This is a genomic window from Brevibacillus fulvus (assembly GCF_016908525.1).
Lineage (GTDB): Bacteria > Bacillota > Bacilli > Brevibacillales > Brevibacillaceae > Brevibacillus_G > Brevibacillus_G fulvus.
This window is the reverse complement of the sequence record NZ_JAFBEB010000010.1, coordinates 100077-112281: the sequence shown is the minus strand read 5'-3', so window position 1 is coordinate 112281 and position 12205 is coordinate 100077. Positions and strand designations below refer to the sequence as shown.

The window sequence follows — 12205 nt, the reverse complement described above, 5'->3', positions numbered from 1 at the left end:
CCAGCGGCCAAGGCTGGCGAGCCGTCCTCCAAATAAAAAAGCGTCTCGCTCGCTGAGACGCTTTTTTCAGGTGTTTGCTTATTTTTGGAAAGCGGGATCTTGAAACGGATGAGCAATCCAGCCCTCTGTTTCAATAAACAGACGAACAGCCACCACTTGCCGGTTGTCCATCAAGGTAAAGAAGTGCGGATTGTTTTCGGGAACCGAGATAACGTCCCCTGCTTCCAGTTCAACATCAAAATAGCCGACGTCATCGGAGCCTTTGATGATAAAAATGCCGTTGCCGGCGGTAATCGCCCGCACTTCATCTTCGGTATGGGTGTGCACGGACTCAAACTTTTTCAGCAGTTCATCGAGATTGGGAGTTGCTTCCGACAGCGTGATAATATCCCAGGTGCGATATCCTCTGCGTTCGGCCAGATCGCGGATTTCCGCATCATAGGTAGCGAGAATCTGATTTTTTTCTTCATCGCTGAGTACGAATTTTTCCCGGAGCTCTTCCGGCAGTTTGTCCGTATCCCAATGTTCAAACAAGACACCTTGCTTCTCCAAAAATGCTTTCACATTGTCATTTCCTTTAATACGCTCGTTTGTATTGCGGATGCGAATTTCAGCCATTGCCAATCCCTCTTTCTCCATAGTATTCCAATCGGAATTTATTGAATTCTCCCTAGTATTGTATCAAATATTTCGTAAAATTCCAGAGAATTTGCCAGCCCGAATATTTCGGTTCTACTTCCTTTATTATATCGCGGACGTCCACAAATAAAAACATCGCTGTTTGTCCTTTTGCTCCCATAAGTTGCTTGTTGCTTCCTCGGTCGTTTCCGGTTATATTGTTTGGTATCCAAATTGAATTACAATTTGCAACCGTCCCCTGTTTCTGGCACTTTTGATATCACGTCTTTGTATATTCTGTACACATCGGGAGGGCTTGCCATGAAAATTGAATTTAAAGGGAATCAACGAATCTCTGCTTACTTGGATCATGCCGAATTGACCGAACGAGGCTTCACGATCGGCGATTATGCCAAGAATGTCGAAATGATCAATGATTTGGTCGACGAACTGCTGTTGTTTGCCGAGTCTACTCAACAGTTCAGCAATGACCTCCCCTTCAAAACGGAAGTTTCTTATGTACCAGGCGAAGGAGCCTTCATCACCGTGACGATGCTCCAGGATGCGCCCGAACTTACGGAATCGGAAGTGTTTATCACTGCCGTTCCCACCAAAGACAACCTGGTCTTTCACTTCAAAGATGTGGAGGATTTGATTTCTTGCGGCATTCGGCTGGCGGACACGCCAGAGATTGACGGACAGTTGTTCCTTTATCAGGACAAGTACTATGTCGTCTTAGATAAATCACAGTCCATCGAAGAACAGGCTCTTGCCGAGATTGTTTCCATAATGGAGGAATACGCCGTTCACGCTGATCTCACCGTTTCTCTGTTGCAAGAGTACGGGAAGTCCCTGGTGGACAACCATCTGTTCCAACGATTTGCTGTCTATTTCGCATCATAACGAACCGCTGTTTGGGGTTAAAATACAGATAGCCTGGCGAATGGTGCTGCCGGGCTATCTTCATACATATGGGATGTCAAAAGATTTTTTTGCGATCCCGTTCTTCTTTTAGCAGTTCCACCGCTTCCCGGAATCGTTGCGAGTGCACGACCTCGCGCTGCCGCAAAAATTTCAAACCGTCCTGCAAATCAACATCGTCGGTCATGTCGATCAGCCATTGGTAGGTAGCCCGCGCCTTTTCTTCGGCCGCAATATCCTCATACAAATCGGCAATCGGATCGCCCTTGGCCTGAATATAGGCAGCCGTCCAAGGAACTCCCGAAGCATTTTGATAATATAACGCCTTGTCATGATTTACGTAATGATCAGCCAGCCCGGCCGCCCGCAACTGTTCCGGGGTGGCATCTTTTGTTAGTTTGTAGACCATCGTCGCGATCATTTCCAAGTGCGCAAATTCTTCTGTGCCGATATCGTTCAACAGCCCGATTACCTTGTTGGGAATCGTGTAGCGTTGATTCAAATAGCGCAACGCCGCGGCCAGTTCTCCATCGGCGCCGCCATATTGCTCCAACAATAATTTCGCCATATACGGATCACATTTGCTCACTCTAACCGGATATTGCAGTTTTTTCTCATAATACCACATATTCTTTTTCTCCTTCCCTTACACTTGCCACGGCCAAGGTGTGTCGTCCCATTGCCACGGAAAACCGGAAGCGCTGTTGCCAAAGCCTTGCAACGGTCCATAGGAGCTTTCGATTTCTCGCGCGATTTTCCAGCGCTCTTGCACATAATAGTTGAACTGGTTGAGCGCATCGACGTCATCGTTATGCGTATCCAGATAGAGGTTCAGTTCAACCAGCACAAAGTCCACCGCTTGCAATTGTTCAAGCAACTGGTAATAACGTTCATCCACCTGTCTCATATCGCTCATTTGATATCACTCATTTCTCGATCTCCTCGCCCTTCATAAGGACTGTAAAAAATTGGCCACAACGTCCCGTACTTCAAGGCAGCCGCCGGGGGGAATTGCTGCAGGTTCGGAGGCTGGAAGCCAACAAACAGGTTGGGAGGCACGATGTACGTTTTCACTTTTTGCGGCGGACACGGATCGAACGGGCTGATATAAGGGCGCCATGCCCTGATCTGTGAATGATGCAAATGAAATCCTCCTCGTATTTTTGTGTATTCAACTATTTCGAAATTACAATATGCGGCAAACGCACAGAGAGTGATGGGCAGCCGCCCTTTCCCCGCTTTCGCCAAAAAAATTAGCCCAACACGTTCTCCGTAGAAACACGCGTTGGGCTGCTTTGTTTAGCCAAAATTTCGTTCAAACCATGCGGTTGCCGCATCAACTTCCGTTTTCGTTAATTGATGGCCGGACCGTTCCCAGTGGATAGAAACGTCCGCTCCCGCGTCTCGCAACAAGCTGGCGAGCTCCTCCGTCTCTTCGCGGGAACAGATCGGATCGTTTGCTCCCGCTCCAATGAACACCGCTGTATCCATGAGTCCCGGCAGCTTGATGCCACGCCGGGGAACCATCGGATGGTGCAAAATGGCTCCTTTCAGCGATTGTCCATAATGAAACAACAGGCTGGCGGCGATATTGGCGCCATTGGAATAGCCGATGGCGACAAAATTGTCCCGCGCCACTCCGTACTGCCGGGCGGCATCCTCTAAAAATTGGTACAGTTCCGCTGTGCGCAGAACGAGATCTTCCTCGTCAAAAATCCCTTCGGCCAGTCGCCGGAAATAACGCGGCATTCCGTTCTCCAGTACATTTCCGCGGATGCTCAAAACGGACGAAGCGGGAGAAACGATCCGCGCCAACGGAAGCAGATCGCGCTCCGTCCCGCCGGTTCCGTGAAACAGGACAAGCGTTGGCGCGCTGCGATCTTCTCCTTGCGAAAACAGGTGGATCATTGCCGATCTTCCTCCAGTACCCGGACTTCGATCGGCAGCAAGCCTGCTTCAATTTGTCCGCGGTTTGCTTCAAACCATTCCGGCAACATCAATTTTTCGCCCAACCGGTCAAACTCCTCGTCGACCAGGAAACCTGGGGGATCGGTAGCAATTTCAAAAAGAATGCCGCCCTCTTCCCGGAAATAAATGGCGTGAAAATATTGCCGGTCAATAATTGGCGTTGGCCGAAAGCCGCTGGCCAAGAGATGGGTTCGCCATGCCTCGTGGTCGTCAAAATCTTGGGCCCGCCAAGCAATATGGTGGACAACACCTGCTCCGTCCGCTCCCCATGGCATCGGTCGTGCATTGATATCGATCACATTGCCCAGATCGCCGGCTGCCTGAAAACGAACGAGATCTCCTTCTTCCGCAACCTTTTGCAAGCCCATTACATCTGCCAATGTTTTCATGGTCCGATCAGGTACCGTGCTAAACAAAACAGCACCGCCAAAGCCTTTGATCGCCTTATCTGCCGGCACACCGCCAAACGACCACTTGCTGTCTTCGCCTGCTTCCCGTTCCACCAATTCCAACTGCAAGCCTTCATGGTCATTAAATTGCAGATAGGTTTCACCGAAGCGCATTGACTTGCGCACTTCAACGTTGAACCGGCCTAACCGCTCCTCCCAAAAGGACAGCGAACCAGGCGGCACGACAAAGCTGGTAGTTCCCACTTGACCGCCGCCAATCTTGCCGCGGCGAGCCGTTGGCCAAGGGAAGAAGGTCATAATCGTTCCGGGGCTTCCTTGTTCATTGCCAAAATAAAAATGATAAACTTCCGGCGCATCAAAATTAATCGTTTTCTTTACCAATCGCAGTCCCAGTACACCCACATAAAAATCAATATTTTGCTGCGGATTTTTGGCAAATGCGGTGATATGATGAATGCCTGTTGTTTGCTTGTTCACCGTTATCCCTCCGGCAAATTGTTTTGAATTTGCATATCTTAAATTTGAAATAATAGTACACCTGATTCTGACTCCTGTCAACGAGGCTTATAAAAAATCTCCCCATATACGAACGAAGGCAGGGGAGATCGTTGCGGAGATCAGCCAAGAAACGACTGCAACATCCATACATGCTTTTCCAGCGAAGTATGAATCGACAGCAGCATGTCCGCTGTTGTTTCATCATGGAGAGAAGCGGCTGTATCCATGCCCTTTTTCAATTCCTCGATCATTGCCGAAAAATCGGAGACAATCGTCCGCACCATCTGATCGGCTGTTTCCGTACCGGTCGCTTCCTTGATCGTCGAGAACTTCAGGTAGTCGCTCATCGTCGCAAGCGGCCGGCCATGAATGGCCAACAACCGTTCCGCCAATTCATCGATGTGCCCGGAGGCTTCGTTGTACAATTCCTCAAACTTGGCATGCAACGTAAAAAACTGATTGCCTTTGACGTACCAATGGTAATTGTGCAATTTGACAAACAGCACGCTCCAATTGGCAATCTGTTTGTTCAATACCTCTTCCATCTGTGCGTTTGTTGCCTTCATTGCAGAACCTACTCCTTTATTACGAATTTTGGACTCGCACCTTCTTCCTTAGTTTTCTTGGAAGCTTCGATTTCTAAACGGAAACGCCAAAAAATCACAACCAGCTTTGTCTGCCAACTGCTTTCTATTTATATATAGATAAAACTCGTCTGAGCAAAAAAAAGACTGCCGAGACGTTGCTCGACAGCCCCAAAAACGATATTTGCGATGGTTAAGAGCGGTTGGCTATCTTGAACTTGGCCAACTCTTCCTGCAGTTCCTGCGCCAGTTTGCTCAAATTGTTTGTCGAGCTGGAGATTTCCTCCATCGCCGCCAACTGTTGCTGGGCCCCAGTCAAAATTCCTTGCGAACGGTCATATGCCGCTTGCGACACATTGACGATATCGGTCATGGTTGCGGAAACTTCTTCTGTGCTCGCCGACATTTGCTGGGATGCGGCAGATACTTCCTGAATTTGCTCGGTAATTTGCTGGAACGTGTTGGAGATAGTATGGAAGACCTTGCCGGTATCATCCAGCAGTTCTGCGCCTTTCTCTACATCCACGACTCCTTCATTCATCGCTGTTACCGCTTTTACGATCATCCCCTGGATTTCGGTGATCAATTCGGTAATGTTGGCGGCAGAGTTTTTTGACTCCTCGGCCAATTTCTTCACTTCATTCCCGACAACAGCGAAGCCTTTGCCGTGTTCACCTGCCCGCGCCGCTTCAATCGAGGCATTGAGCGAGAGCAATTGCGTCTGATTGGAAATTTCCGTAATAACGGAAACGATCTGACCAATTTTTTGCGAATATTCCTCCAGCATCTGGACATCTTTCGCAGACGAGCCGACAGAATTCTTGATTTTCTTCATTTGCGAGATTGCATCGGCAATTCGCTGATTGCCCAGCTGCACCTCATCCATCGAAGAGAGGCATGCTTCCGAAACCGACGAAGAAGATTCGGCCACTCTTTGAATACCGATTGCCATCTCGTCCATAACGCGTGATGTTTGCTCGGAAGCCTGCAATTGATTTTCCGTTCCGCCCACAATTTCTTGAATCGAACGGGAGATTTGATTTGACGCCTGAACCGATTCAGCCGAAGTCGCTGTCAACTGTTCGGAAGATGCCGCCACTTGCTCCGACACTTGGCGAGCTTGTTCAATAATCGCGCTTAACGAATCGAGAGTGGCATTCAAATCGTGCGAGAGCTGACCGATTTCATCCTTGGAATTGATTTGCAGCCGCGGAGTCAAATCACCATTTGCCAGTGTCTTGATCGCACCGGATACTTGGAGGATCGGTTTGATCGCCCGGCGTGCCACGAAGATAGCCATAATGATCGCCAAAATCGCCACGACGACAATCAAGGTGATCGCCAACTGCATGGATGTGGTCAACTGTTCGAATACTTCTTCAGCCGGAACGACAATCACCAGTCTCCAGCCGAGATTGGGAATGGTTTTAAACGAACCGATTTTTTCGGAGCCATCGAGCGCGGTGAAGGTAAATGTACCGCTTTCTTTGGCAATTACATTATCTTTAAACACTTTGGCCAGTTCGGGGGTAAAGGCTTCATCCAGCGTTTTTCCGATCCGATCTGGTTCAGGGTGTGTCAATATCATACCGTTGGCAGAAATCAAATAACCATAACCGGTTTGTCCAACTTTGATACCCTTGGTCAGCTGCGACAAAATATCCGGATTGAGCACACAGTTTACTCCACCGATGTAGTTTTGGTTTTCATCCAGGATGGGAACCGCGGCGACGATAATATGTTTGCCATTTTTCTTGTTGATCAGCAAGTCGCTGATAAATGGCTTTTTCGTATCGCGGGATTGAATAAAATAATCCCGGTCGGTGACATTGGTCAGGACACCTTCAGCATTCACACTGATGCCGTCTTTGTTAATATAAGCAAAATATTCAACCTCGCTGTCCACTTCCGCAAACGCTTTCATCGTCTTCTTGATTTGTTCGACATCACCGTTGCGGAATTCGGGATGCTGTTTGATAATTTCCTGCGTCAGTTCAATTTTTTTGTTGACAAAATAGTCAACTGTCGTGGCATTCGCTTCCGCCAGGTTGTTCTCTTTTTCCTGAATCTCCTGGGTCATCATGTTGTCAAAATATGCCGAATAAAAAATAGTAGTACAGAGCATCGGCAACAAGGCGACAAGCAGTAATATTACGGCTAGCTTGAAGCGCAACGAAGTCGTATTGAACTTTTTGAAACTAAATTTCGTTTTCATTTCTTCTCCTTCTTCTTCGTTTTTTCGAGCTTGGTACTCTCATTCCCGGTTTTGGGTAAAAAAAAACCCACTTTTGGAAAGTGAGATCAGCTGAACCCTCTTCCTCACTTCGGCAGCCCGGCGATCATCGGATGTTGCCATCCATTAGACCCGTGGCTTTGCGTCCTCCCCTTTCGGCAGAGTTTGCCATTATCGTATTAGTAAAAAAGGATCTGTCAAAATTAAACACTACTTGCTATAACTAGTCAACAATCAAAAACATTTTTTTACATAATACGACATCGTTATTCAGTGTATTATCACCACTTTTCCATAATTTTAACATATGATTAAAATTTTATTTTATTAATTTAACCTTGTCGTATGCGTAATTGCTAATATATAATAAATTTCGACAAAAATCTCATTCACTGTTAGGGGGAAGTATTTTGCCGGAAAAAGATAGTAAGCAACCAGTAGACAATTCCCGACGCAACTTTTTGAAAAACTCTGGGTTTGCACTGGGTGGTCTCATCGTCGGCGGAGTCATCGGCGGTTCCTTGACTGGTCAGAAAGAAGCAACAACGAAAGAAGCGGAAAAAGTTGTTGAAAAACCGGTCGATTACAACAAAGCTCTGATGTTTTTCAATCAAGAGCAGTTCCAAACTACGGAAGCTGCCGTTGAATGCATCTTTCCGCAGGATGAGCACGGACCTGGCGCAAAAGAGTTGGGTGTCGCCTATTACATCGATCACCAGTTGGCCAGCCCATGGGGAATCAATGCGAAAGACTACATGCAAGGTCCGTTCTACAAAGGATCCGCGACACAAGGCATGCAATCGCCTCTTCGCCGTGCGGAAATCTTTACTATCGGTTTGCAAGGACTGAACACCTACAGTCAACAGAAGTACAACAAAAAATTCGCAGAATTGTCTGAAGCCGAACATGAAGAAGTTTTGACCGTTTTTGAGGAAGGCAAGGAGTTTCAGCTTACCGGAACGACAACGAAAGAATTTTTCAAAATGCTGCGCAGCCTGACACTTGAAGGCGTATACGCGGACCCGATGTATGGCGGCAACAAAGATATGCAAGGTTGGAAAATGCGAAAATATCCTGGCAATCAAATGGGTTATGCAAAAGACATCGAAAAAGAAGAGTTTATGACGATCGAACCCAAAAGTTTGCACGACCACATGGGTCATTAATCAAGAAAGGGCTGAATAAATAGATGGCAACCAAGTTACCTAAAGTTCCTGTCGTGATCGCCGGTATGGGCTGGTCCGGGGGAATCATCGCTGCTGAACTGACCAAGGCGGGCATCAAGGTAGTCGGGCTGGAACGCGGTAAAGGCAGAAGCACGGCCGATTACTATATGGCTCACGATGAATTGCGTTATGCGCAACGCAACGAAATGATGCAAGACCTGTCCAAAGAAACGATCACGTTCCGGCATAATACGAAAGAGCGCTCTTTGCCAATGCGTACATACGGTTCGTTCCTGCTGGGTGACGGACTGGGCGGATCTGGTTCTCACTGGAATGGACAAACCTACCGTTTCTTGCCGTATGACTTTGAAATCAAGTCCAAAACGATCGAACGGTACGGCGCCAAAAAGATTCCGGAAGGCATGACGCTGCAAGACTGGGGCATTACCTACGATGAATTGGAGCCCTACTTTGACAAGTTTGAAAAAATGGCAGGGATCGCTGGCGATCAGGAGCAAAATCCGATGGTTGGGAAACGTTCCAACCCATTCCCGCTGCCCCCGATGAAAAAGACGCCGATCATGAAAATGTTTGAAGAGGCTGCCAAAAAACTGGGATACCATCCTTACACCATTCCTTCTGCCAACTTGACCGACATTTACAAAAACCCGGACGGCATCGAACGCGCTGCTTGTCAGTATTGCGCTTTCTGCGAACGTTTTGGTTGCGAATACGGCGCAAAAGCCGATCCAGTCGTTACCGTTATTCCGGTTGCGCAAAATACCGGTAATCTGGAAGTTCGCACCTACTCCAATGTGACCCGGATCATTCATGATGGCAAAAAAGCTTCCGGCGTTGTTTATGTAAACACTTTGACCGGAGAGGAATTTGAGCAACCTGCAGATGTCGTCATTCTCGCCAGCTATGTATTTAACAACGTGCGCATTTTGCTCAACTCCAAGCTGGGCAAACCGTACGATCCGGTTGCGGGAACCGGGGTAATTGGCCGCAACTATGCCTATCAAGTGCAAGCGGGTAAAGCAATCGGCTTCTACGATGACAAAGAATTCAACACGTTTATGGGTGCCGGAGCTCTCGGTACGATCTTTGACGACTTCAACGGCGACAACTTCGACCATAGCGATTTGAACTTCCTGCATGGCGGCGGTATTCGCGTCGCGCAAACCGGCGCTCGTCCAATTGCCAGCAACTCGGTTCCAAAAGGCACCAAATCGTGGGGGAAAGAATTCAAGAGCACTTCCATCAAATATGCCAACTCGGTTATTACGGTAAGTACGCAAGGGGCAAACCTGCCTTACAAACACCATTTCCTTGATCTTGACCCTGTGTATAAAGACGCATATGGCATGCCATTGCTGCGCATTACTTACGATTTCGAGGATCAGGACAGAGAATTGACCAAATTCCTCGCTGAAAAAGCCGGCGAAGTCCTGAAAGAAATGGGTCCATCGAAAATGCAAGTTTCCGGTGAATTGGGACCATATGACATCACTCCATACCAATCGACACACAATACAGGCGGTGTCGTAATGGGAACAGATCCAAGCATTTCGGCCGTAAACCGTTACAGTCAAATGTGGGATGCGGAAAACGTGTTTGTCGTTGGCGCTTCTTCGTTTACGCACAACAGCGGTTACAACCCGACCGGTACCGTAGGCGCATTGTCCTACCTCGCCGCAGAAGGGATTCTCAAATATTTGCAAAAAGGCGGTTCTTTGGTGTAAACCATCCATCCGCATAACCGGAGCCTTGAGGAGCGCTTGTGGCGCTCTCTCAAGGTTCTTCTTCACCTTTCACAAAAACCGCTTGTGTACTTTCTTCCCGTCATACGTAAAGACAACGGGACGTTCTTCAACGATCGTCTCCAAATGGACATTTTTGCCCCAAAGCTGGTAAATGTAAGGGATTGTTTTCTCCAGGTATTTCAAATCCAATTCCAATCCTTCATAGCTGTGCTTGAGATAGAGCTCGCCCACCCTTAAATAATCGCCATCCTGTACCATCAGATAAGGAAATCCGCCATTAACCCGGCTGTTGGCCAGACCATCCCGCACCTGCTCCCATGCTTTTTCTTCGACAACCCAATCGTTCCCCTGCTTGGCAAACAAATAAAGGTCCAGATCGGTGACCAGTTCCTTGGTCAAGTAATTGCGGATAAAGCTAATATCGGATTCCATTTCCCGAACCTCAAAAATTTTGTTTCTTCCTTGCCCTGGTTTGCGGCCAAATCGCTCTTGCTCCTCTGCTGTCGGATGATCATATCTTTTTTCAATATCTTCAAAGATCTTTAGTCCCAAATGGTATGGATTGATGCTGGTCGTTGACGGTTGAATGACCGACGAATGAAGTTTGGCAAATTCGATCGTTTCTTCTTCGCTTAGATCCAGTTCGCGCAAAATCCGGCAATGCCAGTAGCTGGCCCAGCCTTCATTCATGATTTTCGTTTCCAGCTGCGGCCAAAAATAAAGCATTTCATCGCGCATGATCGTTAAAATGTCGCGTTGCCATTCTTCCAGAATGGAGCTGTATTCCTGAATAAACAGGAGCAAATCTTTTTCCGGTTGCGGCGGGAAACGTTTTGTCTTTTTGGGCTGCGGCTCCGCTTCCTCTTTTTGATCGAGATTCCACAGATCATCATACGGTGTCCGCCGTTCTGCCTTCACCGTTGCCTGTTCCGGCTCCTCCTGCTCTTTTTTCCAGCGAAGCTTGGGCTGCAACAGTCCGGGATCGATATGCTCCTGGATCGCCAGACAAGCATCGAGAAATTTTTCCACTTCCTCCTTGCCGTACTTGATTTCATATTGGCGGATACGTTCCGAACTGGCAGCCATGCTCTCCACCATGTCGCGATTGGTATTGGAGAAGCGCACATTGTTTTTGAAAAAGTCGCAGTGTGCCAGGACGTGGGCGACAATCAGCTTGTTTTGAATCAGACTGTTGCCATCGAGCAAAAAGGCATAACACGGATTGGAATTGATCACCAGCTCGTAAATTTTGCTCAGGTTCAAATCGTACTGCAATTTCATGCGGTAAAAGGTCTTGCCGAAACTCCAGTGCGAGAACCTTGTCGGCATCCCATAGGCACCAAACGTATAAATTATATCCGCGGGACAAATTTCATAACGCATCGGATAAAAATCGAGTCCAAAACCTTTGGCGATTTCCGTAATCTCATCGATCGCCCGCTCCAGTTCGAGCTTCTCGTCATTTTTCATTGTTCTCAGCTCCTTGCTTGCAGCTTGATTCATATATATGTTGATTCAAGCAAAAAGAAGCTAAGGAAATCACGCAAAGCGCCCGACGGAGTCCACGAATTTGTCCAAATTCAATTAGGCATTTTCCAGCCGTTTCATGTAAAATGAAAGCAGATAAAATTATTGCAAGTAAAGGAGATTTACATGGTGAAAACCTTTTTGCTGTTGGGCAGCCTGAACGGATTTCTTGCCGTAGCGCTCGGTGCGTTCGCCGCCCATGGTTTGAAATCGCGTTTGTCCGATTACTTGTTGGGCGTCTTTCAAACGGGTGTCCAATACGAAATGATTCATGCGATCGCTCTCATCCTTGTGGCCATTTTAAGCAAATGGTATCCAGACTCCACGTATCTCGTCTGGGCGGGCTGGAGTTTCTTTGCCGGCATCATCTTTTTCTCCGGCAGTTTGTATGCCTTGGCACTCAGCAACGTTCGCGTTCTCGGAGCCATTACGCCGATCGGCGGCGTACTCTTCCTGCTTGGCTGGATCATGCTGGCCATTCACGGCTGGAAAAGCGTCGCTTGATCAGAAATTC

General features: G+C 47.8%; 13 protein-coding genes and 1 riboswitch. Of the genes, 4 read left to right on the top strand and 9 right to left on the bottom strand.

Annotated features, from left to right (window positions below):
• Positions 1-78 precede the first annotated feature (78 nt).
• Positions 79-618 carry a 1,2-dihydroxy-3-keto-5-methylthiopentene dioxygenase gene (locus JOD01_RS14285; RefSeq protein WP_204518991.1) on the bottom strand — a complete coding sequence of 180 codons (540 nt, stop codon included), beginning with the start codon at positions 616-618 and terminating at the stop codon, positions 79-81.
• Between the two features lie 321 nt (positions 619-939).
• Between JOD01_RS14285 and JOD01_RS14280 the strand changes: the two genes are divergently transcribed.
• Positions 940-1521, top strand: coding sequence for an adaptor protein MecA (locus JOD01_RS14280; protein WP_204518990.1), 582 nt, complete (start codon positions 940-942; stop codon positions 1519-1521).
• Between the two features lie 76 nt (positions 1522-1597).
• Here JOD01_RS14280 and JOD01_RS14275 read toward each other — a convergent pair whose 3' ends face one another.
• From JOD01_RS14275 to JOD01_RS14245, 7 genes are all read right to left on the bottom strand, one after another.
• Complete coding sequence (locus JOD01_RS14275) at positions 1598-2167, bottom strand: manganese catalase family protein (protein ID WP_204518989.1); 570 nt, start codon at positions 2165-2167, stop codon at positions 1598-1600.
• A gap of 18 nt (positions 2168-2185) precedes the next feature.
• On the bottom strand, positions 2186-2455 hold the full coding sequence (locus tag JOD01_RS14270; RefSeq protein WP_204518988.1) for a spore coat protein CotJB: 270 nt from the start codon (positions 2453-2455) through the stop codon (positions 2186-2188).
• The gene (locus tag JOD01_RS14265; protein WP_204518987.1) at positions 2452-2682 is read right to left on the bottom strand and encodes a spore coat associated protein CotJA; all 231 of its coding nucleotides are present in this window, start codon (positions 2680-2682) and stop codon (positions 2452-2454) included. The genes JOD01_RS14270 and JOD01_RS14265 overlap by 4 nt, the downstream gene beginning before the upstream one ends.
• 156 nt (positions 2683-2838) lie before the next feature.
• Positions 2839-3447 carry an alpha/beta hydrolase gene (locus JOD01_RS14260; protein ID WP_204518986.1) on the bottom strand — a complete coding sequence of 203 codons (609 nt, stop codon included), beginning with the start codon at positions 3445-3447 and terminating at the stop codon, positions 2839-2841.
• Positions 3444-4394 carry a VOC family protein gene (locus JOD01_RS14255; protein ID WP_204518985.1) on the bottom strand — a complete coding sequence of 317 codons (951 nt, stop codon included), beginning with the start codon at positions 4392-4394 and terminating at the stop codon, positions 3444-3446. Before JOD01_RS14255 ends, JOD01_RS14260 begins: the two co-directional genes overlap by 4 nt.
• Positions 4395-4534: 140 nt before the next feature.
• On the bottom strand, positions 4535-4981 hold the full coding sequence (locus JOD01_RS14250; protein ID WP_204518984.1) for a Dps family protein: 447 nt from the start codon (positions 4979-4981) through the stop codon (positions 4535-4537).
• 211 nt (positions 4982-5192) lie between these two features.
• Positions 5193-7214 (bottom strand): methyl-accepting chemotaxis protein, encoded by a 2022-nt coding sequence (locus tag JOD01_RS14245; RefSeq protein WP_204518983.1) that lies wholly within the window; start codon positions 7212-7214, stop codon positions 5193-5195.
• A gap of 108 nt (positions 7215-7322) precedes the next feature.
• A riboswitch (cyclic di-GMP riboswitch) is annotated at positions 7323-7412 on the bottom strand.
• A 230-nt stretch (positions 7413-7642) separates the two neighbouring features.
• Here JOD01_RS14245 and JOD01_RS14240 point away from each other — a divergent pair.
• Together JOD01_RS14240 and JOD01_RS14235 are read left to right on the top strand one after the other, a co-directional pair.
• Positions 7643-8398 (top strand): gluconate 2-dehydrogenase subunit 3 family protein, encoded by a 756-nt coding sequence (locus JOD01_RS14240; RefSeq protein ID WP_204518982.1) that lies wholly within the window; start codon positions 7643-7645, stop codon positions 8396-8398.
• A gap of 23 nt (positions 8399-8421) precedes the next feature.
• A complete protein-coding gene (locus JOD01_RS14235) occupies positions 8422-10143 on the top strand; it encodes a GMC family oxidoreductase (RefSeq protein ID WP_204518981.1) in 1722 nt (573 codons plus the stop codon).
• Between the two features lie 69 nt (positions 10144-10212).
• On the opposite strand, the gene JOD01_RS14230 is transcribed toward JOD01_RS14235, so the two are convergent.
• Positions 10213-11634 carry a SpoVR family protein gene (locus tag JOD01_RS14230; protein WP_204518980.1) on the bottom strand — a complete coding sequence of 474 codons (1422 nt, stop codon included), beginning with the start codon at positions 11632-11634 and terminating at the stop codon, positions 10213-10215.
• 186 nt (positions 11635-11820) lie between these two features.
• On the opposite strand from JOD01_RS14230, the gene JOD01_RS14225 reads away from it, so the two are divergent.
• Positions 11821-12195 carry a DUF423 domain-containing protein gene (locus tag JOD01_RS14225; protein WP_204519019.1) on the top strand — a complete coding sequence of 125 codons (375 nt, stop codon included), beginning with the start codon at positions 11821-11823 and terminating at the stop codon, positions 12193-12195.
• The last annotated feature ends 10 nt before the right edge of the window (positions 12196-12205 follow it).

Bases quoted from the DNA above. Each gene is read 5' to 3' on its own strand.
- JOD01_RS14250 (WP_204518984.1), bottom strand. From the start codon at position 4,981: ATGAAGGCAACAAACGCACAGATGGAAGAGGTATTGAACAAACAGATT.
- JOD01_RS14245 (WP_204518983.1), bottom strand. From the start codon at position 7,214: ATGAAAACGAAATTTAGTTTCAAAAAGTTCAATACGACTTCGTTGCGC.
- JOD01_RS14260 (WP_204518986.1), bottom strand. From the start codon at position 3,447: ATGATCCACCTGTTTTCGCAAGGAGAAGATCGCAGCGCGCCAACGCTT.
- JOD01_RS14235 (WP_204518981.1), top strand. From the start codon at position 8,422: ATGGCAACCAAGTTACCTAAAGTTCCTGTCGTGATCGCCGGTATGGGC.
- JOD01_RS14280 (WP_204518990.1), top strand. From the start codon at position 940: ATGAAAATTGAATTTAAAGGGAATCAACGAATCTCTGCTTACTTGGAT.
- JOD01_RS14230 (WP_204518980.1), bottom strand. From the start codon at position 11,634: ATGAAAAATGACGAGAAGCTCGAACTGGAGCGGGCGATCGATGAGATT.
- JOD01_RS14270 (WP_204518988.1), bottom strand. From the start codon at position 2,455: ATGAGCGATATGAGACAGGTGGATGAACGTTATTACCAGTTGCTTGAA.
- JOD01_RS14275 (WP_204518989.1), bottom strand. From the start codon at position 2,167: ATGTGGTATTATGAGAAAAAACTGCAATATCCGGTTAGAGTGAGCAAA.
- JOD01_RS14285 (WP_204518991.1), bottom strand. From the start codon at position 618: ATGGCTGAAATTCGCATCCGCAATACAAACGAGCGTATTAAAGGAAAT.